Genomic DNA, 24,241 nt, shown 5'->3' on the forward strand with positions numbered 1-24,241 from the left:
AAAATTGGCTCAAGTCATTCAAATGAGCTAGTAATAGAATAGCATGAGGCCAATAATTTTTCACGTTTTGGCCAAAGTGCGTTGATTCATCATGCCTCTTTATATTACAATGAAGGAGAAATCTATTTGCGGATTTCTGAATTGTAACCGATTTCAACGAAAAAGGGGTGGAGAATCTTGAAAAACCAGACATTTCCGCCGGTTTCATTTACGGACTGGAGATCGGCCGCAGAGGCATCATTAAAGGGGAAGCCTTTGTCAAAGCTGAAAACAAAAACACCAGAAGGAATTGAACTGAAACCTTTATACACGAAAGAAGATCGGAAGACCGTATTATCTTTGCCAGGCGAAAAGCCTTTTACAAGAGGATTTAACCGCGTTCCGGCTTTCCCGGAAACGGACGTGAAGATCGGAGTGGATCCGATATCATCAGGTGCGGCAGCCGGCATTTTTCCAGCAGATTCCGTTCTTCAAGAAATACATAATCAAGAAATCATCACCGTTAATACCGTTCCATATCATTTAGCGGGAGCAAATGCCGTTCAGGAACTGGCGCTGGCGCTTGCCGAAGCTGTTTGCCTTATTGGAATGGCAGAAAACAAAAATGAAGCCGCTGCAAAATGTGTTATTCATTTTGCTGCAGGACCCGTTTTTTTTACCGAATTGGCTAAAATACGCGCATTTCGTACCCTTTGGTCTGCATTTATGAGCGCGTATAACCTAAATGAAAAGGCCAAGCCAAAGCTGAGTGTGGAAACAAGTGAAGCAATGCTGTCTGTGCTGGACCCACATGTCAATATTTTACGGACAGGGAGTACTGCTTTTTCAGCTGTCATTGGAAACGTTGATTATTTGACTGTCAAGCCATTTGATGAAGTGACCGGCTGTACAACTGGCCTTTCAAAACGAATTGCCCACAACATTCCACGGCTTTTAAAGCATGAAGCACTACTCGATAAAGTGACTGATCCGGCTGGAGGTTCTTATTACGTTGAATCGCTTACGGAAGAAATAGGTCTATTGGCTTGGGAATTATTTGCCGATATTGAAGAAGCGGGTGGCATCCGGGAGGCGCTTATAGCGGGAACGATTCAAAAAGACATTGCGGCTGTCCAAGCAAAAAAAGAACGGAATTTGGCAGTACGGCACCAGCAAATGATTGGAACGAATGTATACGCGAATCCGACAGAACAGATTGATTCGATGAAAAAAGAAAAAGCTGTACCGGCTTTTGATGGAGAACCGATTGAACCGCTCGAATTAAAAAGAATGGCGGAACCATTTGAGGCGCTTCGTCTTGCTTCAGTGCAGCTGTCGCAAACTGAACAGTCTGTCGCAGCAGGATTAATTTGTCTTGGTGAGTTGAAAAAGTATAAACCACGTGCCGATTATGTCGCTGGCGTGCTTGCCGTTGCAGGAATTGAACCCATTCGGTCTGAAAGCTGTAAAACCATTCAAGAAGCCGTGCAGTTTATTCAACGTCATCCCCTTCCATACTATTGTATTTGCGGACCGGATGAATTATATGATCAATTGGGGTCATCATTAGCAGCTGAACTGAGAGAAGCAGCAAATGGTGCAGTCATTGATATTGCTGGAACGTGGAGCATGGATGGAACTGACGGCCGGATCGCTGCAGGGGATGATATTGTTCGAAAATTAATGGATGTGCTTTCATTGTATAAAGGAGGTGCTGTGACATGACGTTAAAAGACATGAATCCATTTAAACACCAAGCGGAAACATCGGGGGGAAAAGAGCGGGAAAAAGCAGAACGGGATGTAAAGCAATCCTATGAGGCGTTATCTTTTGAAACAAATGAAAAAATCCGGCTGCAAGGGCTGTATACGGCAAAGGATATTGAAGGATTATCTCATATAGATGATTTTCCTGGCGTTGCGCCGTTCACTCGTGGACCATACCCGACCATGTATGTATCACGTCCATGGACGATTCGTCAATATGCCGGCTTTTCCACAGCGGAAGAAAGTAATGCTTTTTACCGCCGCAATTTAGCAATGGGGCAAAAAGGATTGTCGGTTGCATTTGATTTGCCGACTCATCGCGGCTATGATTCGGATCACCCTCGTGTTGTCGGTGATGTTGGCAAAGCGGGCGTGGCCATTGACTCTGTTGAAGATACCAATATTTTATTTGATGGCATTCCGCTCGATCAAATGTCGGTTTCGATGACGATGAATGGCGCAGTTTTGCCAATCATGGCGTTTTACATCGTGTCTGCAGAAGAGCAGGGTGTTTCAAAAGAACAGCTTGCCGGTACGATTCAAAATGACATTTTAAAAGAATACATGGTCCGCAACACATATATTTATCCGCCGGAAACATCGATGCGGATCATTGCCGATATTTTTGAATACACATCTAAACATATGCCGAAATTTAACTCTATTTCGATTTCCGGATATCATATGCAAGAAGCAGGTGCACCGGCCGATTTGGAACTTGCGTATACGCTGGCTGACGGTCTTGAATATGTCCGAACGGGTCTTGCAGCCGGGATTGACATTGATTCGTTTGCACCGCGCCTGTCGTTTTTCTGGGCGATTGGAATGAATTATTTCATGGAAGTTGCAAAGATGCGCGCTGCCCGCCGGATTTGGGCACAGCTGATCAAGCCGTTTGAACCGAAAAACCCGAAATCTTTGGCACTGCGCACCCATTCTCAAACATCCGGATGGAGCTTGACGGAGCAGGACCCATTTAACAATGTGACGCGGACATTGATTGAAGCACATGCTGCCGCAATGGGCCACACGCAGTCGCTTCATACGAATGCACTCGATGAAGCGATTGCGCTGCCGACCGATTTCTCGGCACGGATTGCCCGGAATACACAGCTGTTTTTGCAGGAGGAAACCGGCATAACAAACGTCATTGATCCGTGGGGCGGCTCTTATTACGTTGAGGCTTTGACGAATGAATTAATGGAACGTGCCTGGGCACATATTGAAGAAATTGAATCACTTGGCGGCATGACAAAAGCGATTGAAACAGGTCTTCCGAAAATGAAAATTGAAGAAGCAGCCGCACGCCGCCAGGCAAAAATCGATTCCGGTGAAGAAGTGATCATCGGCATGAACCAGTACCGTCTTGAAAAAGAAGATCCGATTGATATATTAGATATTGATAACACAGCTGTTCGTTTGAAGCAGATTGAACGGATTCAGCGTGTTCGTGAAAATCGGGATGAAGAAAAAGTAAAAGCGGTGCTTGACGCAATCACAGCTTCCGCTCAATCAGGTGAAGGCAATTTGCTTGACTTGGCAGTCGAAGCAGCGAGACTTCGGGCAACTCTTGGTGAAATTTCTGATGCCGTAGAAGCAGTCAGCGGCAGACATAAGGCGGTGATTCGATCCGTGAGTGGTGTATATAGTGCGAACTTTTCCGATGCGGAACAAATTGAAACCGTTCAGCAAATGACGGCTGAATTTGAAGAGCAGGAAGGACGGAGGCCGCGTATTTTAGTGGCGAAAATGGGCCAGGACGGACATGACCGGGGGGCAAAAGTGATTTCGACCGCTTATGCGGATCTCGGCTTTGACGTTGATATCGGTCCGCTGTTTCAAACACCGGAGGAAACGGCGAAACAGGCGGTGGAAAACGATGTGCATGCTGTCGGGTTCAGTTCACTTGCCGCAGGGCATAAAACGCTGCTGCCGGCTCTTGTGGAAGAATTGCAAAAACGCGGCCGTGAAGACATTGTTGTATTCGTCGGCGGTGTGATCCCTGCACAGGATTATGACTTTTTAAGAAAACATGGTGCTGCCGCTATTTTTGGTCCAGGCACAGTGATTCCGATATCTGCGCAAGTCATTTTAGAAAAAGTGTATGAGCGCCTTGGCTACGAGGAAGTGGTTGAATGACCGATGAACATATGCATGTGCGTAAAGGTGTGGGCGCTTCTCATGATGGGATGACAGCGCCGCCCCGCAAGACGTTTCGGAAAAAAGCCGGACAGCTGCCGGATTTAGCGGCAATTGTCAGAGATATAACGAATGGTTCAGTGAATGAGCTGGCAAAAGCCATTACGTATATTGAAAGCAATGCCCCAGCCCATTATCGCTATGGACAGGAGCTGCTTCAATCGCTGCTGAAGCAACCAGGACAATCGATTCGGATCGGCATTACCGGTGTACCGGGTGCGGGAAAAAGCACGTTCATCGAATCATTTGGAATGATGTTATGTGAGCATGGCCACCGAGTCGCCGTTTTGGCGATCGATCCAAGTTCGTCGATTTCAGGTGGTTCAATTTTAGGGGATAAAACGAGAATGGAGCAGCTTTCCAAGCATCCGAACGCGTTTATTCGTCCGTCTCCCTCCAGTGGTACACTCGGCGGTGTTCATCGGAAGACAAGAGAAACAATGCTGTTATGTGAAGCGGCTGGATTTGACGTGATTTTAATTGAGACGGTCGGGGTCGGGCAAAGTGAATTTATCGTCCGGGGCATGGTCGACTTTTTTATGCTGCTTACTTTAACGGGTGCAGGGGATGAACTGCAGGGCATGAAAAAAGGAATTATGGAACTTGCCGATGCGGTTGTGGTAAACAAGGCGGACGGAGATAACAAAATGCTTGCTGAAAAAACAAAACGTGAATACGACCAAATCTTACACGTGTTAAAGCCATCTACAAAAGGATGGGAGTCAAAAGCATATACATGTTCCGCATTGAAAAATGAAGGAATCGACGCGATCTGGACCGTTATTCAGACATTTAAAGAGAAAATAGAAATGGCAGGTACGATGGCAGAGCGTCGCCGCAGTCAAACGAAAGAGTGGATGCATACATTAATCGGGGAACAGCTGAACAATTATTTTTACAGACATCCGTACGTAAAAGAGCATCTGGCTGATTGGGAAAAGCAATCGATGGATGGACTTGTCACACCGGCGCAGGCGGCTGAGAAGCTATTTCAGGAAGTGTTTCAGAAGCCAATTTAAGAGAGAAAAGAAAAAAGGACCAGCCGAATTAAATCCGGCTGGTCAATACAGGGAGTTTAGGGGTATGGATCCAGTTGCTTTACTAATGTACCCGTGTTTTTTTAAAATAAACATTCTTTTTAGCCTTTTGTGAGAAAATAGCCAGTTCCCTTTATTGAAATAAACGGTTTTTTCCCTTATGATTAAGCTACTAATCATTAAAGGAGAGAATAACATGGGAATGGATTTTAATTTTTTTATGAATGACGTCGTTCGCCAGGCACGCGATGAGATTAAAACGGCCGGGTATACAGAACTTACGACACCCGAAGAAGTCGATACAGTATTAAATGAAAAAGGGACAACGCTTGTGATGGTGAATTCCGTCTGTGGCTGTGCCGGGGGCATTGCACGCCCGGCAGCGGCGCATGCGATTCATTATGATAAGCGCCCAGATCGTTTAGTGACTGTGTTCGCAGGGCAGGATAAAGAAGCGACAGCACAGGCACGCGGCTTTTTCACAGGCTATCCGCCGTCCTCACCGTCTTTTGCGTTAATTAAAGACGGACAGGTTCAGGCAATGGTGGAACGCCATGAAATTGAAGGACACCACCCGATGTCTGTCGTAGAACATCTGCAAACACTTTTCGATCAGCATTGTAAAGAAGTGTAAAGATGACCTGACGCCCTGCCGCACGCGGCGGGGCTTTCTTTAATTCAGAAGAGGGAAAGTATATGTTTTTGGATGTTGTCCAGCTCTAGGCGCCATCGGCTCGAGGTCATAAGCCAAGCCCTTCTGGAGGCAAAAAGCGCCTCCAGAAGGGTTCGTCTTATGCTTGTCGCCGATAAGCGGGCACCTTCCGCTTGGGCCCGCAGGATGCGGGTCATAAAGGCGTTGCAGCAGGACGCTGCGTTCTTAGCCTTTGAACCTAATTCGAGGTGAAAAAGAATGATAAAAATCGGGTATCGAACGGCTAAAACGGCGATTGGCATAGCGATTTCCATTTTACTCGCGGAATGGATCGGTCTTCATAATGCTGCTTCAGCCGGCATCATTGCTATTCTTTGTATCCAAAACACAAAACAGCAGTCGCTGAAAGCGTCATGGACACGGCTTGTGGCAGGGATGGTCGCGCTTTTTTACTCTGCTTTGTTTTTTGAATTGCTGTCCTACCATGCCGTTGTAATTGGCCTCATCTTACTTGTGTTTATTCCGACGACAGTAGCGACTAAAACGCAGGAAGGCATCGTATCGAGCACTGTCCTCATTTTACATATGTATGCCGCAAAAGAATTGTCGACGGCGCTCATTCTAAATGAAATGGGTCTGGTCGTTATCGGAGTCGGTGTTGCACTCGTGTTAAATTCCTACATGCCGAGTGTGGAAAACGACCTTGTGAAAATGCAACAGCAAATGGAAAAGCTGTTTGAACGTATTTTGGAGGAAATTACGGCGTATTTACGGACAAACGACCATAGCTGGGATGGAAAAGAATTAACCGAAACAGCAGACTTGCTTAAAAAAGCAAAATCGCTTGCCTATAAAGATGTTCAAAACCATTTTACCCGCCATAACAGCTTGTTTTATCAGTATTTTACGATGCGCGAAAAGCAGTTTGAAATTATTGAGCGGCTCATTTCCGTCGTCATTTCGATTTCACACCGTCCTGAGCAGGCCGAAATGATTGCGGCATTTATGGAAGAAGTAAAAGAGAATATTCATCCTGGCAATACAGCCAAGCTGCATTTAAGCCATTTAAACGACTTGAAGAGGGAATTTGAAGAGATGCCGCTGCCAAAAACACGTGAAGAGTTTGAAGCGCGTGCGGCCTTGCTGCAGTTTGTCCGCGAAATGGAGCGGTATTTGCTCATCAAAGCACGGTTTCGAGGCATGAAAAAAAGAGCAGCCGAGAAGCACCGCTCTTCTGTTACATAAACATTGTCAAGCCAAACATTAATGTTGAAATTAGCATCGTGAACAGCATTAAATACACAACGATCTTTTGAAATGTTTTATTGCGCATGAAACTCTCCTTTAGTGGTTGTTATAAACTATTGTAACGGCATTTGAGCAGATTATCAACTGACTCATGGCAGATCGAAAGTCATTTGTGTCAAAGAAAGAACAGCATACATATTTTCTTGAAAGGGGATGGGGAAATGAAAAAAGTAGATCATATCGGCATTGCCGTTTTATCTATGCAAGAATCGCTCGTTTTATATACGGAACAGCTTGGCATGATGCATATGAAAACAGAAACGGTAGCGTCTCAAGGGGTGACAGTGGCATTCCTTGACGCGGGCAATATTAAATTGGAATTGTTAGAACCGACTGGTCCGGACAGCCCGGTGGCTAAATTTATTGAGCATCGCGGCCAGGGAATCCATCATATTGCGTATAAAGTAGAAAATATTGAAGAGCGGATTGCTGAAATAAAAGACAAAGGCATTCAAATGATTAATGACGTCCCAAAACCGGGTGCAGCCGGGGCAAGTGTCGCATTCATGCATCCGAAATCAACAGGCGGCGTGTTAATGGAACTGTGTGAAAAAAAGGAGGAATTGTCGTGACGGATATTTTTGACAGCATTCACGAATTGCAGGATAGACGGCGGGAAGTAGAACTCGGCGGCGGTGACGAGCGAATTGAGAAGCAGCATGAAAAAGGGAAATTAACCGCGCGTGAGCGGATTGAATTGCTTTTGGATGAAGGGACATTTGTTGAATTAAACCCATTTATGGAGCACCGCAATACAGATTTTGGACTTGACGGCGTAAAAGGGCCCGGCGACGGTGTCGTCACAGGCTACGGAAAAGTAAATGGTCGCCCGATTTATTTGTTTTCGCAAGATTTTACTGTTTTTGGCGGCGCGCTCGGTGAAATGCATGCTCAAAAAATTGCCAATGTCATGGACTTGGCTGCGAAAAACGGCGCGCCTTTTATCGGCTTAAATGATTCTGGCGGAGCCCGCATTCAAGAAGGGGTTTTGTCCCTTGACGGGTATGGCCAGATTTTTTACCGGAATGCGATTTATTCAGGTGTGATTCCGCAAATCTCGGTCATACTAGGTCCATGTGCAGGCGGGGCCGTTTATTCGCCGGCGATTACCGATTTCGTATTCATGGTGGATAAAACAAGCCAAATGTTCATTACCGGTCCGAAAGTGATTGAAACCGTTACGGGTGAAAAAATTTCTGCTGAAGACTTAGGCGGCTCGAAAGTACATAATACAGTCAGCGGCAATGCGCATTTTCGTGGAAGCACAGAAGAAGAAGTCATCGAAATGGTACGCGCATTTTTGTCTTATTTGCCGCAGAACAATGAACAAAAAACGCCAGTAGTCGAAGCGGAGGATGAAAGCGATTACCGAGAAGACATCACAGACGTTGTGCCATTTGATGGGCTGCGCCCATACGATGTCCGCAAAGTGCTTGCGCATGTCGTAGATGAAAATTCATTTATGGAAGTGCAAAAAGAATTTGCCAAAAATATTGTCGTCGGTTTTGCACGTGTAAAAGGGGAAACGGTTGGCCTTGTGTGCAACCAGCCGAAATTTATGGCGGGCGGACTTGATATTGATTCATCAGACAAAGCGGCCCGGTTTATCCGGTTTTGCGATTCATTTAACATTCCACTGATTACGTTTGAGGATGTTTCTGGTTTTTTTCCGGGAGTGAAGCAGGAGCTTGGCGGCATCATCCGTCACGGAGCCAAAATTTTATATGCATACTCTGAAGCGACCGTGCCGAAAATAACCGTTATTTTGAGAAAAGCGTACGGAGGCGCGTACGTGGCACTAAATTCCAAATCAATTGGCGCCGATCTCGTTTTTTCATGGCCGAATGCTGAGATTGCCGTAATGGGGCCTCAAGGCGCGGCCAACATTATTTTTGCGCGTGATATTGCATCAAGTGACAATCCGGAAGCGACTCGTGCAGTGAAGATTGACGAGTACCGTGAGAAATTCGCCAATCCATATGTCGCAGCAGCGCGCGGCATGGTTGATGATGTAATTGACCCGCGTGAAACACGCATTAAAATCATTCAAGCGCTTGAGATGATGCGGACGAAAAAAGAAGAACGGCCAAAGAAAAAACATGGAAATATTCCATTATAAGAAGCGGCGGCCGGAAGAATAATCTCTTCCGGCTGATTTTTTGAGCTAAAACGTTTATAATTGAAAAGGCAGAAAATTTGGAGGTGCAGCGTGGTTAATGAAGAGCGTTTATTGAATGAATTTCTGGAACTTGTTCAAATCGATTCCGAAACGAAACATGAACAAACGATTGCCAGGTCATTAACAGAGAAATTTACTGCGCTTGGCGCCAGCGTGTATGAAGACGATGCGGCAGTCAAAACAGGCCATGGAGCCGGTAATTTAATTTGTACATTACCGGGCAATAAATTGGGTGTCGATCCTATTTACTTTACGTCTCATATGGATACGGTCGTACCGGCCAACGGCGTAAAACCTGTCGTAGAAGACGGCATTGTTAAAACAGACGGAACGACGATCCTGGGCGCTGATGACAAAGCGGGACTGGCCGCGATGTTTGAAATGATCCGCCAGCTGAGAGAGCGAAATATTCAGCACGGAGATATTCAATTTATTATTACAGTCGGTGAAGAATCTGGACTCGTTGGTGCGAAGGCGCTTGATCCATCACTCATTAAAGCGAAATATGGCTTTGCGCTCGACAGTGACGGTGATGTCGGCAACATTATCATCGCCGCACCGACACAGGCAAAAGTGACGGCACATGTGTACGGAAAAACAGCACATGCCGGCGTTGCGCCGGAAAAGGGCGTTTCCGCGATTACGATGGCCGCCAAATCAATTTCCCGCATGCCGCTCGGCCGGATCGACGAGGAAACAACGGCGAACATTGGCCGTTTTGAAGGCGGAAAAGCGACGAATATCGTCTGTGACTACGTGCAAATTATAGCAGAAGCCCGTTCGCTTGATCCTGCCAAAATGGATGAGCAGACGGATAAAATGAAAGCAGCTTTTGAAGAAGTTGCTGCCCAAATGGGTGGACGTGCGGATGTCGAAATCGATGTCATGTATCCGGGCTTTAAATTTGGTGCAGATGATCACGTCGTAAAAGTAGCCCAAAAAGCGGCAGCAAAAATCGGTCGTCCATCTGAGCTGTTAACGAGCGGAGGCGGAAGTGATGCCAATGTCATTGCCGGTTTTGGCATTCCGACAGTGAATCTCGCAGTCGGGTACGAAGACATTCACACGGTCAACGAAAAAATGCCGGTCAAAGAACTTGTGAAATTGGCTGAAATGGCAACAGCGATTGTGGAAATTGTCGCAGAGTAAAAAAACTAGCAGAGAAAGAAGGATTTATATTTATGACAAAGCAGCAAATTGGTGTAGTGGGACTTGCCGTAATGGGCAAAAATTTAGCGTGGAACATTGAAAGCCGTGGTTATACGGTTTCGGTTTTCAACCGTTCTTCTGAAAAAACAGATGAAATGGTAAAAGAAAGCGCGGGCAAACACATCGTGCCGACGTATTCGGTAGAGGAATTTGTCGCATCACTTGAAGTGCCGCGCAAGGTGCTGCTTATGGTCAAAGCGGGTGAAGCAACGGATAAAACAATCGATTCTTTGAAGCCTTATCTAGAAAAAGGCGACATTATTATCGATGGCGGCAACACGTTCTTTAAAGATACACAGCGCCGTAATACAGAGCTTGCTGAGCTTGGCTTCCACTTTATCGGCACAGGCGTTTCAGGCGGAGAAGAAGGAGCCCTTACAGGTCCTTCGATCATGCCGGGCGGCCAAAAAGAAGCGTATGAGCTTGTTGCACCGATTTTAAAAGACATTTCAGCAAAAGTGGAGGGCGAAGCATGCTGCACATATATTGGCGGCGACGGAGCCGGCCATTATGTGAAAATGGTGCATAACGGAATCGAATACGGTGACATGCAATTGATTGCTGAAGCGTACTCGCTGCTTAAAAATGTTCTTGGATTGTCAGCAGAAGAGCTTCATCAAGTGTTCTCTGACTGGAACAAAGGCGAACTTGACAGTTACCTGATCGAAATTACAGCGGATATTTTCACGAAAAAAGACATCGAGACAGGCAAGCCGCTTGTTGATCTTATTTTGGATGAAGCCGCTCAAAAAGGAACAGGTAAATGGACGAGTCAGAGCGCGCTTGACCTTGGTGTCCCGCTTCCACTTATTACGGAGTCCGTATTTGCTCGCTTTATTTCTGCGTTGAAAGATGAGCGTGTGAAAGCAGCAGACGTCTTAAACGGTCCTGAGAGCACGTTTGAAGGCGATCGCGATGCGTTTATTGAATCAGTCCGCCGGGCGCTTTATATGGGCAAAATTTGCTCGTATGCGCAAGGTTTCGCTCAAATGAAATCTGCATCTGAAGAATACGGCTGGGATTTGAAATACGGCGAAATTGCCATGATTTTCCGCGGAGGCTGCATCATTCGTGCGCAGTTCCTGCAAAAAATTAAAGAAGCATACGATCGTGACGCGACGCTTGATAACCTGCTTCTTGATCCATACTTCAGCGGAATTACGAATGACTATCATTCCGCCCTTCGTGAAACGGTTTCAAATGCTGTTTTAAACGGTGTGCCGGTACCGACATTATCATCTGCAATGGCCTACTATGACAGCTATCGCAGTGCCGTGCTGCCCGCAAACTTGATTCAAGCACAGCGTGACTACTTCGGTGCACACACATACCGCCGTTTAGATAAAGAAGGCACGTTCCATACAGAGTGGATGGAAAAATAAAAACATTTGTTCTCTAAGCTGAAAAAGCTCTTTCGGCAGACTTATTTTATAAATAAGTCTGCTTTTGTTTTTCTTAATTTATATAAATCAAGAAAACGAAAAGATGAAAACAAATAAGCGGCCTTGTTTTTCCTAATTAGGATAAACAAGGCCGCTTACATTATTTCTTCACTCATTCAGTTAATAATTCCTTTCCTTGATTTTATTTTTTCTCCTTTTTACCCGGCATATCTATGAAAATATGCTTTCGCCTTTCACTGTGTCACTGGAATCGCCTTCTTTTAGATAAGATGTGTTGCTGGTTCCTATTATAAGATATATATATAAGTTTGTAAATACTAAATTTTTAGAATATTTTAAATAATTTTATTTTATTCTAAGGAGAAATAAAGAAACATAAAAGAGGCGGCGGTTTAAAGTAAAGCTAATGAGTTGATAAGTGTCCGTAAAGGAAAAAAGCAGGTGCTTACAGCACCTGCTCCGTTATTATTAGTCACAAACATCTACGTCAAGCATATTCATTGGCCACCAAAAGAAGCCATCTTGTTCAAGCAGTTCATCGGATGCTTTTGGTCCTTTTGTATTGGCTGGGTAGTTCGGGAAGGCGGCTTTCTCGTTACGCCATGCTTCTGAAATAACATCTATGAAGCTCCATGAAAGTGACACTTCATCCCAATGTGTAAAGTTCGTTGAATCACCGCGCATCGCGTCATGAATCAATTTTTCATACGCTTCCGGGGTATTCATAATATCCACACCGTTATTCGCGTAGCTTAGCTTAACCGGTGTTGTCTGTAGTTGATGGCCAGCCCGTTTTGCATTTAAGTGGAGAGTAATGCCTTCTTCGGGCTGAATGTGAATGACAAGCAAATTTGGTTCCATTTCTTTATCATCCGGGCGATAATAAAGATTCATTGGAATGTCTTTAAACTGAACAACGATTTTTGTTGATTTCAACGGCATCCGTTTGCCGGTACGGATGTAAAATGGCACACCGGCCCAACGGAAATTATCGAACATAATTTTACCGGCTACATACGTTTCGGTATTTGATTCTGGGTTTACATTTAGCTCTTCACGATAACCTGGAAGCTGTTCGTCTTCATTGGGTCCGTATTGCCCGCGGACAAAATAGTCATTAACCGTTTCCGTCGTCAAGGGCCGCATCGAACGGAAAGCTCGTACTTTTTCATGGCGAATTTCATCATCCTGCAAACTGATCGGCGGTTCCATTGCCAGGAGTGAAACCATTTGCAGCATATGATTCTGCACCATATCTTTCAGCGCACCACTCGTTTCGTAATAGCCGCCTCGTTCCTCTACTCCTAGCGTTTCACTGGATGTAATTTGAATGTTTGAAATATAGCGGTTGTTCCAAAGTGGTTCAAATAGCGCATTGGCAAAACGGATTGCTTCAATATTCTGAACCATTTCTTTGCCGAGATAATGATCAATACGGTAAATGTCTTTTTCATTAAAAGACCGGCGGATTTGTGCATTTAGTTGTTGCGCAGAAGGCAGGTCATGGCCAAACGGCTTTTCAATGACGAGGCGCCCAAAACCTTTTGTATCGGTTAAGCCATCCAACTTCAAGTGATCGGCAATTGTACCGAAAAATTCCGGCGCCATAGCGAGATAAAAGAGGCGGTTGCCGCCAAGCGAATATGTTTGATCAAGTTCATTAGAAAGTGTTCGCAATGCCGCGTACGAATCGGAATCGGATACGTCGTGCGGCAAATAATAAAAGTGTGAAATAAATTCATCTATTTTGTCATGAATAGGAGTGGATTCCATGACTGATTTCTTGACGTGTTCCCGAAAGACGTCGTTATCCCACGGACGACGTGCTGTTCCAATGACAGCGAAGCCGGAAGATAAATGCCCTTTCCGATAAAGACGGTAAAGAGATGGATATAATTTTCGTTTGGCCAAATCTCCTGTTGCACCGAACAGAATCGTCAGCGCTGATGGCGTTTCAAATTGTTTCACGTTACTAACCCCGCTTTTGAGATTCATTTTTATACTATTGCATTTTTTCACAAAACAATGAAAGTGACAAGTATTTTTGTTTATGATACATATATGTCAAAAGAAGACGAACAAAAGGAGTGTTTTTTATCGAACTTTTATTTCTTGGGACAGGTGCCGGCGTTCCGGCTAAACGGCGCAATGTGACATCGATTGCGTTAAAAATGCTGAATGAGCGTGGCGCCGTCTGGCTGATCGACTGCGGTGAAGCAACCCAGCATCAAATTTTACATACGACATTAAAGCCCCGCCGTATCGAAAAGATTTTTATTACGCACTTGCATGGTGATCATATTTTTGGCTTGCCTGGGCTGTTGGGCAGCCGTTCGTTTCAAGGCGGCACTGAACCACTAACCATCTATGGACCGGCTGGTATTCGTGCTTTCGTTGAAACGGCGCTTCGAATAAGCGGTACACACCTTCAATATCCATTGTGGATAGAAGAGATTGAACCAGGACTCATTTTTGAGGACAACCAGATGATTGTTACGGCCGGAAAACTTGATCACGGCATTGATTCGTACGGCTACCGATTTGCGGAAAAAGAAAAAGCAGGTGAACTGCTTGTTGAAAAACTGCGTGCAGATCAGATTCCGCCTGGTCCAGTTTATCAACAAATAAAAAATGGCCAAACGGTTACACTTACAGATGGGCGAACGATTGACCCAGTACCTTATACAAGTGACCCGCAGCCTGGAAAAATAATCACTGTCCTTGGTGATACAAGACAGTGCAATGAGGCTGAACAGCTTGCAAAAGGGGCAGATATGCTTGTGCATGAATCTACGTTTAATGCAGAAAGTGAAAAGATGGCCCGGGATTATTTTCATTCAACAACGGCACAAGCAGCCCAAACAGCTGCAAGAGCAGGCGTAAAAAAACTGTGCTTAACGCATATTAGCTCTCGCTATACGAAAGAGATGGAGCTGCAGCTTGTTGATGAAGCAGCAGCAATTTTTAAACCGGTTATCATGGCGTACGACTTTTTAGAAGTGCCAATCGATTAACGAATATAGGCGTTTCCGAGTCGTTTGGACTGAACCGCTGCTTCTTTTACACCAGCCGCGATCGCCTGCTTGACCCGGAATTCATCAAATGTCCGCACTGCCGCTTCCGTCGTACCGCCGGGGCTCGTGATCGCTTTTCTGAGCGCAGCTGCCTGACCATCATTTTTTGACAGCATGCTGGCTGCGCCAAGAAGCGTTTGAATAAGCAATTCCTTTGCTGTTTCATGCTCAAGACCCAATTCTTCTCCGGCTTGCTGGATCGCTTCTGCTACATAATAGAAATAAGCAGGTCCGCTTCCGGAAACAGCGGTTACAGCATCCATTTGTGATTCATCGACTGTAATGGCCGTGCCAATTGCTGAAAATAGATCAAGCGCGGATTTATGCTGTTTATCTGTCACAAAACGGTTTAATGCGATTGCTGTGGCGGATTTCCCAACGGCTGCTGACGTGTTCGGCATAGAGCGGATAATCGCACACGGCTTTCCAATCGTTTCTTCCATAAAATCGATGCTGACACCTGCAAGCAAGCTGATGATGACTGATCTTTCATGAATAAAAGATCGAATGCTTTGAAGCCCGGCTTCTGCATCTTTTGGCTTCATCGCCAGGACAATGATGTCTGTATCCTGCAAAGCAACTCCCGCTTCGTATCCGGCTTGAACACCAAATTCTTCAGCGAGATGCCGGAGACGGGCGTCGTTTGTTTTGTTTGTGACATATGTATGATCCGCTTGCAGCGCTCCGCTTTTTAATGCTCCGGCGATAATGGCCTCAGCCATAGAGCCTGCGCCGACAAAAACTGCTTTCAATCTAATTCCTCCCTGTTGCCTAAACATTTTGACTTTTCAAGTGATTATGCGGAATAATCACGTATCTGTCAAGAGAAGAAAGAGAAATGAATGACAATTCACTAGTGAAGCGATACACTGTATAATTAAGGTAGCATTTTAAAAATGTGTGAGGTGGACAACATGGGAATTCAATCATATGGAGATATTATAAAAATCACAGTGCCGACACCTTTTCCAATCGGCGATGTTAATACATATATTGTGAAAGGCGATCGTCTGACACTTGTGGATGCGGGCATAAATACCCCGGAAGCAAAAGCGATTTTTGAAACCGGCTTAAAAGAAGCAGGTTACAAATTGTCGGATATCGAGCAAGTGATCCTGACACATCATCATCCTGATCATATCGGCCTCTTGGATCAATTTCAAGTGGACATTTACGGGCATGAATACGGAAAAAATTGGCTGTCGTACAATGAGCCATTTATGAATTGGCGAAAAGAATTTTTTCTCGAATTGTTTGATGAGTTCGGTGTTCCGGCGGAAATGCGCAAGATTGCGAACAATTTGGAAAAGACACTGCGTTTCGGCTCACAAAGCAGTGAGCTGCATGGTTTTTTAAAAGAAGGAGATGCATTGCCGGGCCTGTCCGATTTTCGTGTATTTGAAACACCAGGTCATGCGCAGAGCCATCTCGTTTTTTATCGTGAAAAAGATGGGCTGCTGTTAGCCGGCGATCATATTTTAAAAACCGTTTCGTCCAATCCGTTAATTGAACCGCCAATGGAGCCGGGAGGAAAGCGGGCAAAGTCATTGCTTCAATACAAACACTCATTGAAGAAAATGATGGAGCTTGATCTTCATTGTGCGATGACCGGCCATGGAAATGAGATTACATCCCTTCATCCATTGCTCGAGCGCCGTTTTGAGCGGCAGCGCGAACGGGCGGCGCTCGTTTTGTCCATGCTGCGTAATCAGCCTATGACCGTTTTTGAAGTATGCGTTGGGCTGTTTCCGGAAGTGTATAAAAAAGAAACCGGCTTAACGCTGTCTGAAACTGTCGGTCAATTTGATTATTTGTTTGAGCAGGGAAGCATTCACGTGGACCGGATTGAAAATGGGGCGATTTATTACTATGGGTCGTAACAGGCAGGAAGTGATCGTTATCACTGGTGCCACGTCCGGACTCGGTTTGGAGCTGGCAAAAATAGCGTCATTAGAAGGTTTTCACATTGTGCTCATTGCCAGACGACTGGACCGTTTAAAACAGCTGCAGAACGAACTCAGTCAGCAAACAGGTTCCGTCCGAATTTTCCAGGCTGATGTAACGGACCGGCAGGCAATTGAACGTGTGTTTAGCCAGGTTGGCACTGTGGACGTACTCATTAATAATGCAGGCGTTGGTTATTTTACATGGGCGCATGAATCAAAATCGGATGAGACGAAGCAAATGATCGACGTGAATGTAACCGGACTCATAACATGCTGTGAACAGGTGATGCCACAAATGATGGCGCGAAAAAGCGGACATATCATTAATATTGCCTCACAGGCAGGCAAAATGGCGACACCAAAATCAGCGGTTTATGCAGCGACAAAACATGCTGTCCTTGGCTATACAAACAGCCTGAGGATGGAAATGGGCCAGTTTGGTATCTTTGTCACCGCCATTAACCCGGGACCAATCGCAACACCATTTTTCGACCAGGCCGATCCGGACGGAACGTATGTGAAGAATGCAGGCAAGTTTATGCTTGATCCAGAAGACGTCGCCCGGAAAATAGTGGACGTTATTGGCCGTCCGGTGCGGGAAGTAAATATGCCCCGCTGGATGGCAGCCGGCAGCCAAATTCATTCACTGTTTCCGAAAATCGTTGAGCGAATTGGTCGTACCGCTTTTTTCAAAAAATAAAAGGAGCCTCTTATAGGCTCCTTTTATTATGGGTTCAAATGGAATTCTGATAAAAAGCGATCAATGGCTTTTTCGTACTCTTCCGGGTTTTCGTTATAAGATTGGGCGTGTATACCATTTTCTGCCATAAAAAGCTGCTTTGGTCCTTTTTTTGCATTAAACAGCGCTTCCGTCATATCCGGTAAAATAAAATCATCCTCTTTGCTATGAATGAATAAAACTGGATTTTTAATGTCTCCAACGGCTTCAAGCGGCGACAGTTCTGCCATTTTATAGCGGCCGCGCAGCCAGACGGCCCATTCGGCGATCGTCATGAAAAACGGCGGTGAAAAGCCAAGTTCACGCTTTATTTGATGCTGCACTTGTTTGCGGAAGTCTGAAAACGGACAGTCCGCCACGTAAAAAGACGCTTTGTCTTCTAAGGTGCCAGCGTATAATAAAAGAGTGACCGCACCCATTGACTCGCCGTGAATGCCGAAACGAACGTCCGCACCTTCACGGCGGACGAGTTCATCAACAACTGCTTTTAAGTCGTGTTTTTCAAAATGTCCATAGCTTGTAAATGATCCTTCCGATTCCCCGTGGCGGCGATGATCAAAGAGAACAGCATTAAAACCGCGTTTTAAAAACACATTCATATATTTAACCGAATTGACTTTATGTTCGGTTACACCGTGGCAAAAGATTACGTACGGCTGGCCGGGATTTGGTATAATAAAGACGCTTTTCAGACGGGTGCCATCAAGAGATGAGACCCACACTTCTTCTTTCGGAAGCTGGTTATACACGTTTTTATCGTATCGGCCGGCTTTTGTTTCTCGTTCTGTAATCGCTTCTTCCGCTTTTTTGGCAATATACAAAATCCGGCTTGACAAATAAAAACCCGTTCCAGCCGTTAAAAAAGCTGCGGAAAGACCGGCAGCAAGCCCTTTCTTTATAGCCGATGAGCGTCGTAGTCGGCTGTTTTTGATATATCTTGTATCCATTTATATTCTTCCTCCGTCAGCGCGGCTTCCTGGACCGCACGGGCATTTTCTTTTAACTGTTCCACGGAGCTTGCACCGGCAACAACAGTAGCTGCAGCGGGATGCTGAAGCACGTAGCGAAAAGCAAGGCCGTTTAATGTGCGTCCTTCTGGCAGATTCTTTTCAAGCGTTGATAATACGGTTTCCAGTTCGGCTTCATTGTACCAATTGAGTCCTTTTTTTGACGCTTTCGGCAGTTTATCGCGCCATTGATTGCTTAACAAGCCAAACGCAACAGGACCACGGGCGGCGACAGTGACGCCATTCTCTGCTAAAATAGGAAGCGCCTGTACTTCAGGACGGCGGTCCAATATGCTGTACTGCATCATGACATTTGAAAGGTTGGATCGTTTTACATACTGGTCGATGACGGTCGGGCGGATGGAGGAAATGCCATATGCGCGGATAAATCCTTCTGCTTTTAGGTCCTCAAACGCTTCAATTGTTTCATCGATCGGATCATCAAGTGTACCGCCATGCAGCTGATATAAATCAATATAGTCAATGCCGAGGCGTTTTAAACTTTGTTTTGCCGCTTCTTTTATGTACGTCTTAGAAGCATCCCACGTCCAGCTGTCTTTTGACTCTGTCCAGCGGTTGCCTGCTTTTGTGGCAATAACTACTTGATCGCGGACAGAATGAAGGGTTTTGCCGACGAGCTGTTCGTTGAGACCGAAGTCATACAAATCAGCTGTATCGAAATAAGTAATGCCTTCGTCGAGTGCCGTTTTTAAGATGGCTTCCGCTTGCTTTTCTTCAGTCCCGATCGACATGCAGCCGAGACCAAGTTCACTGGCGAAAATCCCGGACTGGCCAATTTCACGTGTATTCAACTTGAATCACCTTCCTTTTTCATACAGTGTATCATAAAGGAAGGAAAAAATAGAAAAGAGGAACTCTGATGCATAAATTCGAAGAAAAAACGACGAAAACGGAATCGGTTTTTAAAGGAAAAGTGATCAGCTTGCAGGTCGATGATGTTGTTTTGCCCGATGGAAACAAAGCAAAACGAGAGTTAATTAAACACCCTGGTGCTGTCTGCGTGATCGCGATTACCGATGAAAAGAAAATCATTTTAGTAGAACAATACCGAAAAGCATTGGAGCGTCCACTTGTTGAAGTACCGGCCGGTAAATTGGAGTCCGGAGAAGAACCATCTTATTGCGCAGAACGAGAGCTTGAAGAAGAAACAGGCTACCGTCCAGGCAGTATCACACACGTTCAGTCTTTTTACACATCACCAGGGTTTGCGGATGAACTCGTTCACGTGTTTTTGGCGGAAGGGCTGGAGAAGGTCGAAGGAGGACTTGCTGCGGATGAAGACGAGTTTGTTGAGTTAATGGAAGTGACGCTCTCAGAAGCGGAACAGCTTGCAAAAGAAGAGCGGATTTTTGATGCGAAAACGCTCTGGGCACTTCAATATATCCGTTTAAACGGGCTGGCATAATAACAGGCTCCCTTTCATATAGTGCGAGAAGAGAGGGGGCCTCCATTTATGTGGACTGCCATCATCGATCATATTCAAAAAAGAGCGGCACTGTATTTATTTTCAGCAGTGTTGTTTATGACTGGTACGGCTTTTGGCGCGATGATGGTCAACAGCATGGAGCCGGTGCAAAAATCCGAATTGTATTCCTATGTAAAAGAGTTTTTCGGTCAATCTTCAGCCGGCACTGTGGCGAATCCGGCCGATCTTTTTGTTGAAAGCTTGATTCACAATTTAAAGTTTACCGGTGCAATGTGGGTGGCGGGCATATCGATTATTGGATTGCCGCTCATTTTTATTCTTCTTTTTTTAAAAGGAGCAGTGACGGGCTTTTCAGTCGGATTTCTTATTCAACAAATGAAATGGGACGGGCTTTTCCTATCGCTTTTAGCGATTTTGCCACAAAATGTAATTCTTGTCCCTGTTTTTTTATTTACCGCAGTGATGTCCGCGTCTTGTTCGATCCGTCTCGTTCAAAAAATTACAACACGCCAGACGATGCCCATCCCGATAGCGAAAAGTTTTCTCGTTTATGTAGGCTATGCTGGCGGGGGAGCAGCAGCCATTTTGCTTGCTTCGTTAACGGAGGCATTTATCTCGAGCCAGTTTATGAATATTCTTGTAAATAAATTCTTTTGATTCATTGGCGCCTTTTGTTATAATAAAGAGTACATCGGCGAGGGAGGGGACAAAAATGGAAAGCCGGATTGACCGAATAAAAAAACAGCTGCACTCAGCAAGCTATAAATTAACACCGCAGCGCGAAGCTACTGTGCGTGTTCTTCTTGAACATGAAGAGGACCATTTAAGCGCTGAAGACGTGTACCTCCTCGTTAAAGAAAAAGCACCGGAAATTGGGTTGGCTACAGTCTACAGAACGCTCGAATTATTAAATGAACTCAAAGTGGTTGATAAAATAAATTTTGGAGACGGTGTCTCCCGCTACGATCTTCGCCAGGAAGGCGCAGCGCACTTTCACCATCATCTCGTCTGTATTGAATGCGGGGCGGTGGATGAGATTCAAGAAGATTTGCTGGATGATGTAGAAGCGATTGTTGAAAGCAGATGGAATTTTAAAATTAAAGATCACCGCCTGACGTTTCATGGCATTTGCAGCAGATGCCATTCGAAAGAGCAAGAAGATGAGCAGGAAGATTTGGAAAAGCAGCACGCAGAATAAACCTTTCGATTCCAATCGGAAGGTTTTTTTATAATGAAGGAGGTGTATGTATGAATGACCATGTAAATGATTTTTTGCATTTTTCGCTTGTTGAAAAAGGGCTTTCAGATAACACGATTTCGGCTTATCGGCGTGATCTCCGCCATTATACAGAGTATATGGAAAAAGTAGAGCAGATCAAGATGCCAGATATTCAGCGGCTGCATATTTTGCATTTTTTGGAACAGCTGAAAGACCAGGGGAAATCAGCTAAAACAATTGCCCGCCATATTTCAACGATTCGCTCCTTTCATCACTTTTTAATTCAAGACCGGATCAGCGCGCATGATCCGACACATCATATTGAAACGCCTAAATCCGGCCGTACGCTTCCGAAAGTATTAAACATGGAAGAAACGGAAGCATTGCTTGCCGCACCTGACACGACGACGCCGCTGGGCATGCGGGATAAAGCGATGATTGAGCTGATGTACGCATCTGGTTTGCGCGTTAGTGAATTAACGTCTTTAAATAAAGAAGATGTTCATATCACAATGGGGTTTGTCCGCTGCACTGGAAAAGGCGGCAAAGAGCGGATTATTCCCGTTGGAAGCCATGCACTGGAAGCCATTGAGCGATACTTGCAAAGCGGCCGTCCGAAACTTGTTTCCACTAAACGACGTGATGAAGCACTATTTTTAAATCATTATGGGCAGCGGCTGACGCGCCAAGGGTTTTGGAAAGTCATTAAAGCAATGGCCAAAAAAGCGACGATTGAGAAAGAGTTAACACCGCATACGATCCGCCATTCGTTTGCTACACATTTACTGGAAAACGGTGCAGATTTGCGGGCGGTGCAGGAAATGCTTGGCCATGCGGACATTTCAACTACTCAAATTTATACGCATGTGACAAAAACGAGGTTAAAAGATGTATATAGTCAGTTTCACCCCCGCGCCTGAAAAATTTTTCGGGCGCATTTTGTATTTTATGTACAAATGGATTATACTAAAAAAGAGAAGTCAGACTTCTGACAATTAACGTTTTACAGGTTATCTGTCAGGCAGTCAGGGTAAAAATAAGAATACAATGGATCAGAAGGGAGAAACGGAAAAATGGATCATTCGTTTAAACGGATTCACTTAATCGTTCTCGACTCAGTTGGAATTGGAGAAGCACCGGATGCCTCTATGTTCGGGGATGAAGGCGCTGACACACTCGGTCATATTGCTGAAAGAATGAACGGATTGAATATGCCAAATATGGAGGCACTTGGTTTATCCAGCATTAAAGAAATTCAAGGAATTAAAAAGATGGAAAAACCGGCTGCTTTTTGGACGAAAATGCAGGAAGCATCAAACGGAAAAGATACGATGACGGGTCATTGGGAAATCATGGGCCTTAATATTCAAACCCCTTTTCAAGTATTTCCAGATGGATTTCCGTCCTCATTGATCCGGGAGCTGGAAGAAAAGTCCGGCCGTAAAGTGATTGGCAATAAGCCGGCCAGTGGAACGGAAATTTTAGATGAGCTTGGCGAAGAACATATGAAAACAGGGGCATTGATTGTTTATACATCAGCAGATTCCGTCCTGCAAATTGCCGCACATGAAGAAATTGTCCCGCTTGATGAATTATATAGTATTTGTGAAACAGCACGTGCGATGACAAAAACAGGCGATTATATGGTCGGACGTGTGATTGCCCGCCCATTTCTCGGCGAACCGGGGGATTTCAAGCGTACTTCAAACCGCCACGATTATGCACTTAAGCCGTTTGGCCGCACTGTGATGAATGAACTGAAAGACGCATCATTCGATGTTATTGCCGTTGGGAAAATTGCGGACATTTATGACGGAGAAGGAGTAACAGAAGCGATTCGTACAACGTCAAACATGGATGGAATGGACAAATTTATTGGAGTGGCGGAAAAAGATTTTACAGGTTTGTCGTTTTTGAATCTTGTTGATTTTGATGCTTTATTTGGACATCGCCGTGACCCGGAAGGATACGGAAAAGCGCTGGAAGAGTTTGATGCGCGTCTGCCGGAACTGCTGGATAAATTGAATGAAAATGATCTGCTTATTTTAACAGCTGATCATGGTAATGATCCGATTCATCATGGAACGGACCATACACGTGAATACGTGCCGCTTCTTGTATTTTCAAAAGCATTTGCACAGGGCGAAGAACTTGCCTTGCGTCAAACATTTGCGGACATCGGTGCTTCGATTGCCGACAACTTTAACGTCACAATGCCTGAGTACGGAAAAAGTTTTATGGAGGAATTACGATGAACTTCGAACACATTAACGAAGCAGCGCAGTTTTTAAATGAGAAGCTTAATCAAACACCGGAAATTGGGCTCATTTTAGGTTCGGGTCTTGGTGTGCTGGCCGATGAAGTGGAAAATGCCGTTACGATTCCATATGAAACAATCCCCCACTTCCCGGTTTCTACTGTAGAAGGCCATGCGGGAGAGCTGGTCATCGGCACGTTGTCCGGCAAAATCGTCACAGCGATGAAGGGACGCTTTCATTATTACGAAGGCTATACGTTTGAGCAAGTAACATTTCCGGTACGTGTGATGAAAGCACTTGGCATCGAAACCGTGATTGTCACAAATGCAGCAGGCGGCGTGAATGAATCATTTGAGCCGGGCGACTTAATGCTTATTTCAGACCATTTAAATTTAATGGGCGGCAACCCGCTTATCGGGAAAAACGATAACCGTCTGGGCGTTCGTTTTCCGGATATGTCCACAGCGTATAGCCGTGAACTGCGGAAGCTGGCGAAAGAAGCAGCAGCGCGAGTGGGTATTATGGTGAAAGAAGGGGTCTATGCAGGGAACACTGGACCAGTATATGAAACGCCGGCTGAAGTTCGTATGGCGCGTGTACTTGGAGCGGACGCGGTTGGAATGTCAACGGTGCCGGAAGTCATCGTCGCGCGTCACAGCAGCATGAACGTGCTGGGCATTTCATGCATTTCCAATATGGCTGCAGGAATCTTAGATCAGCCGCTTGCGCACGAGGAAGTGATTGAAACGACAGAAAAAGTACGCGCGGATTTCCTTGCTTACGTAAAAGAGATTGTCCAATCTTTGTAAAGGTGTGATC

The 24,241-nt window shown here is 45.2% G+C and carries 23 protein-coding genes; 18 read left to right on the plus strand and 5 right to left on the minus strand.

From position 1 onward, the window contains the following. Positions 1 to 177 precede the first annotated feature (177 nt). From VQ00_RS19185 to VQ00_RS12365, 5 genes are all read left to right on the plus strand, one after another. Positions 178 to 1,704, plus strand: a complete 1,527-nt coding sequence (locus VQ00_RS19185) for a methylmalonyl-CoA mutase family protein (RefSeq protein WP_052728523.1) — start codon at positions 178 to 180, stop codon at positions 1,702 to 1,704. Continuing rightward, complete coding sequence (gene scpA / locus VQ00_RS12350) at positions 1,701 to 3,884, plus strand: methylmalonyl-CoA mutase (RefSeq protein ID WP_046180438.1); 2,184 nt, start codon at positions 1,701 to 1,703, stop codon at positions 3,882 to 3,884. The genes VQ00_RS19185 and scpA overlap by 4 nt, the downstream gene beginning before the upstream one ends. Continuing rightward, on the plus strand, positions 3,881 to 4,963 hold the full coding sequence (gene meaB / locus VQ00_RS12355) for a methylmalonyl Co-A mutase-associated GTPase MeaB (RefSeq protein ID WP_046180439.1): 1,083 nt from the start codon (positions 3,881 to 3,883) through the stop codon (positions 4,961 to 4,963). The genes scpA and meaB overlap by 4 nt, the downstream gene beginning before the upstream one ends. A gap of 214 nt (positions 4,964 to 5,177) precedes the next feature. Then, entirely contained in the window at positions 5,178 to 5,615 is a 438-nt protein-coding gene (locus tag VQ00_RS12360) for a BrxA/BrxB family bacilliredoxin (protein WP_046180440.1), read from the plus strand. A gap of 276 nt (positions 5,616 to 5,891) precedes the next feature. Continuing rightward, complete coding sequence (locus VQ00_RS12365; protein ID WP_046180441.1) at positions 5,892 to 6,878, plus strand: aromatic acid exporter family protein; 987 nt, start codon at positions 5,892 to 5,894, stop codon at positions 6,876 to 6,878. Here the strand turns inward: VQ00_RS12365 and prli42 are convergent. Further along, positions 6,871 to 6,966 carry a stressosome-associated protein Prli42 gene (gene prli42, locus VQ00_RS18655; protein WP_156154062.1) on the minus strand — a complete coding sequence of 32 codons (96 nt, stop codon included), beginning with the start codon at positions 6,964 to 6,966 and terminating at the stop codon, positions 6,871 to 6,873. The two genes, VQ00_RS12365 and prli42, sit on opposite strands and share 8 nt — an antisense overlap. Before the next feature lie 136 nt (positions 6,967 to 7,102). On the opposite strand from prli42, the gene mce reads away from it, so the two are divergent. The 4 genes from mce to gndA all read left to right on the plus strand — a co-directional run bounded on the left by mce (position 7,103) and on the right by gndA (position 11,711). Continuing rightward, the gene (gene mce / locus VQ00_RS12370; protein WP_046180442.1) at positions 7,103 to 7,513 is read left to right on the plus strand and encodes a methylmalonyl-CoA epimerase; all 411 of its coding nucleotides are present in this window, start codon (positions 7,103 to 7,105) and stop codon (positions 7,511 to 7,513) included. Further along, complete coding sequence (locus tag VQ00_RS12375; protein ID WP_046180443.1) at positions 7,510 to 9,060, plus strand: acyl-CoA carboxylase subunit beta; 1,551 nt, start codon at positions 7,510 to 7,512, stop codon at positions 9,058 to 9,060. The genes mce and VQ00_RS12375 overlap by 4 nt, the downstream gene beginning before the upstream one ends. 90 nt (positions 9,061 to 9,150) lie before the next feature. Continuing rightward, the gene (locus VQ00_RS12380; protein ID WP_046180444.1) at positions 9,151 to 10,269 is read left to right on the plus strand and encodes a M20/M25/M40 family metallo-hydrolase; all 1,119 of its coding nucleotides are present in this window, start codon (positions 9,151 to 9,153) and stop codon (positions 10,267 to 10,269) included. Between the two features lie 32 nt (positions 10,270 to 10,301). Further along, the gene (gene gndA, locus VQ00_RS12385; RefSeq protein ID WP_046180445.1) at positions 10,302 to 11,711 is read left to right on the plus strand and encodes an NADP-dependent phosphogluconate dehydrogenase; all 1,410 of its coding nucleotides are present in this window, start codon (positions 10,302 to 10,304) and stop codon (positions 11,709 to 11,711) included. Positions 11,712 to 12,200: 489 nt separating this feature from the next. On the opposite strand, the gene zwf is transcribed toward gndA, so the two are convergent. Beyond that, a complete protein-coding gene (gene zwf, locus VQ00_RS12390; RefSeq protein ID WP_046180446.1) occupies positions 12,201 to 13,700 on the minus strand; it encodes a glucose-6-phosphate dehydrogenase in 1,500 nt (499 codons plus the stop codon). 128 nt (positions 13,701 to 13,828) lie between these two features. On the opposite strand from zwf, the gene rnz reads away from it, so the two are divergent. After that, entirely contained in the window at positions 13,829 to 14,746 is a 918-nt protein-coding gene (gene rnz, locus VQ00_RS12395; protein ID WP_046180603.1) for a ribonuclease Z, read from the plus strand. Here rnz and proC read toward each other — a convergent pair. Next, a complete protein-coding gene (gene proC, locus VQ00_RS12400) occupies positions 14,743 to 15,558 on the minus strand; it encodes a pyrroline-5-carboxylate reductase (RefSeq protein ID WP_052728525.1) in 816 nt (271 codons plus the stop codon). The two genes, rnz and proC, sit on opposite strands and share 4 nt — an antisense overlap. A gap of 162 nt (positions 15,559 to 15,720) precedes the next feature. On the opposite strand from proC, the gene VQ00_RS12405 reads away from it, so the two are divergent. Together VQ00_RS12405 and VQ00_RS12410 are read left to right on the plus strand one after the other, a co-directional pair. Continuing rightward, positions 15,721 to 16,686 (plus strand): MBL fold metallo-hydrolase, encoded by a 966-nt coding sequence (locus VQ00_RS12405; RefSeq protein ID WP_046180448.1) that lies wholly within the window; start codon positions 15,721 to 15,723, stop codon positions 16,684 to 16,686. Then, complete coding sequence (locus tag VQ00_RS12410; RefSeq protein WP_046180449.1) at positions 16,676 to 17,452, plus strand: SDR family NAD(P)-dependent oxidoreductase; 777 nt, start codon at positions 16,676 to 16,678, stop codon at positions 17,450 to 17,452. Before VQ00_RS12405 ends, VQ00_RS12410 begins: the two co-directional genes overlap by 11 nt. 26 nt (positions 17,453 to 17,478) lie before the next feature. Here the strand turns inward: VQ00_RS12410 and VQ00_RS12415 are convergent, their stop codons facing one another. Together VQ00_RS12415 and VQ00_RS12420 are read right to left on the minus strand one after the other, a co-directional pair. Further along, positions 17,479 to 18,438, minus strand: coding sequence for an alpha/beta hydrolase (locus VQ00_RS12415; RefSeq protein ID WP_156154063.1), 960 nt, complete (start codon positions 18,436 to 18,438; stop codon positions 17,479 to 17,481). Next, positions 18,387 to 19,310 carry an aldo/keto reductase gene (locus tag VQ00_RS12420; RefSeq protein ID WP_082091557.1) on the minus strand — a complete coding sequence of 308 codons (924 nt, stop codon included), beginning with the start codon at positions 19,308 to 19,310 and terminating at the stop codon, positions 18,387 to 18,389. The genes VQ00_RS12415 and VQ00_RS12420 overlap by 52 nt, the downstream gene beginning before the upstream one ends. 68 nt (positions 19,311 to 19,378) lie before the next feature. Between VQ00_RS12420 and VQ00_RS12425 the strand changes: the two genes are divergently transcribed. The 6 genes from VQ00_RS12425 to VQ00_RS12450 all read left to right on the plus strand — a co-directional run bounded on the left by VQ00_RS12425 (position 19,379) and on the right by VQ00_RS12450 (position 24,231). Further along, complete coding sequence (locus tag VQ00_RS12425) at positions 19,379 to 19,924, plus strand: NUDIX hydrolase (protein ID WP_046180450.1); 546 nt, start codon at positions 19,379 to 19,381, stop codon at positions 19,922 to 19,924. Positions 19,925 to 19,972: 48 nt separating this feature from the next. After that, a complete protein-coding gene (gene spoIIM / locus VQ00_RS12430) occupies positions 19,973 to 20,602 on the plus strand; it encodes a stage II sporulation protein M (protein WP_046180451.1) in 630 nt (209 codons plus the stop codon). 55 nt (positions 20,603 to 20,657) lie between these two features. After that, on the plus strand, positions 20,658 to 21,143 hold the full coding sequence (fur, locus tag VQ00_RS12435) for a ferric iron uptake transcriptional regulator (protein ID WP_046180452.1): 486 nt from the start codon (positions 20,658 to 20,660) through the stop codon (positions 21,141 to 21,143). A 50-nt stretch (positions 21,144 to 21,193) separates the two neighbouring features. After that, positions 21,194 to 22,084, plus strand: a complete 891-nt coding sequence (gene xerD, locus VQ00_RS12440; protein WP_046180453.1) for a site-specific tyrosine recombinase XerD — start codon at positions 21,194 to 21,196, stop codon at positions 22,082 to 22,084. A 153-nt stretch (positions 22,085 to 22,237) separates the two neighbouring features. Then, positions 22,238 to 23,419 (plus strand): phosphopentomutase, encoded by a 1,182-nt coding sequence (gene deoB / locus VQ00_RS12445; protein WP_046180454.1) that lies wholly within the window; start codon positions 22,238 to 22,240, stop codon positions 23,417 to 23,419. Next, on the plus strand, positions 23,416 to 24,231 hold the full coding sequence (locus VQ00_RS12450; RefSeq protein WP_046180455.1) for a purine-nucleoside phosphorylase: 816 nt from the start codon (positions 23,416 to 23,418) through the stop codon (positions 24,229 to 24,231). Before deoB ends, VQ00_RS12450 begins: the two co-directional genes overlap by 4 nt. The last annotated feature ends 10 nt before the right edge of the window (positions 24,232 to 24,241 follow it).

The sequence above is a fragment of the Domibacillus tundrae genome (genome assembly GCF_000970675.1).
Classification (GTDB): domain Bacteria; phylum Bacillota; class Bacilli; order Bacillales; family Domibacillaceae; genus Domibacillus; species Domibacillus tundrae.

What these genes read in the sequence shown, in the direction of transcription:
- scpA (WP_046180438.1), top strand. Translation starts at nt 1,701, where the DNA reads ATGACGTTAAAAGACATGAATCCATTTAAACACCAAGCGGAAACATCG.
- meaB (WP_046180439.1), top strand. Translation starts at nt 3,881, where the DNA reads ATGACCGATGAACATATGCATGTGCGTAAAGGTGTGGGCGCTTCTCAT.
- VQ00_RS12360 (WP_046180440.1), top strand. Translation starts at nt 5,178, where the DNA reads ATGGGAATGGATTTTAATTTTTTTATGAATGACGTCGTTCGCCAGGCA.
- VQ00_RS12365 (WP_046180441.1), top strand. Translation starts at nt 5,892, where the DNA reads ATGATAAAAATCGGGTATCGAACGGCTAAAACGGCGATTGGCATAGCG.
- prli42 (WP_156154062.1), bottom strand. Translation starts at nt 6,966, where the DNA reads ATGCGCAATAAAACATTTCAAAAGATCGTTGTGTATTTAATGCTGTTC.
- mce (WP_046180442.1), top strand. Translation starts at nt 7,103, where the DNA reads ATGAAAAAAGTAGATCATATCGGCATTGCCGTTTTATCTATGCAAGAA.
- gndA (WP_046180445.1), top strand. Translation starts at nt 10,302, where the DNA reads ATGACAAAGCAGCAAATTGGTGTAGTGGGACTTGCCGTAATGGGCAAA.
- VQ00_RS12405 (WP_046180448.1), top strand. Translation starts at nt 15,721, where the DNA reads ATGGGAATTCAATCATATGGAGATATTATAAAAATCACAGTGCCGACA.
- VQ00_RS12410 (WP_046180449.1), top strand. Translation starts at nt 16,676, where the DNA reads ATGGGTCGTAACAGGCAGGAAGTGATCGTTATCACTGGTGCCACGTCC.
- VQ00_RS12415 (WP_156154063.1), bottom strand. Translation starts at nt 18,438, where the DNA reads ATGGATACAAGATATATCAAAAACAGCCGACTACGACGCTCATCGGCT.
- VQ00_RS12425 (WP_046180450.1), top strand. Translation starts at nt 19,379, where the DNA reads ATGCATAAATTCGAAGAAAAAACGACGAAAACGGAATCGGTTTTTAAA.
- spoIIM (WP_046180451.1), top strand. Translation starts at nt 19,973, where the DNA reads ATGTGGACTGCCATCATCGATCATATTCAAAAAAGAGCGGCACTGTAT.
- fur (WP_046180452.1), top strand. Translation starts at nt 20,658, where the DNA reads ATGGAAAGCCGGATTGACCGAATAAAAAAACAGCTGCACTCAGCAAGC.
- xerD (WP_046180453.1), top strand. Translation starts at nt 21,194, where the DNA reads ATGAATGACCATGTAAATGATTTTTTGCATTTTTCGCTTGTTGAAAAA.
- deoB (WP_046180454.1), top strand. Translation starts at nt 22,238, where the DNA reads ATGGATCATTCGTTTAAACGGATTCACTTAATCGTTCTCGACTCAGTT.
- VQ00_RS12450 (WP_046180455.1), top strand. Translation starts at nt 23,416, where the DNA reads ATGAACTTCGAACACATTAACGAAGCAGCGCAGTTTTTAAATGAGAAG.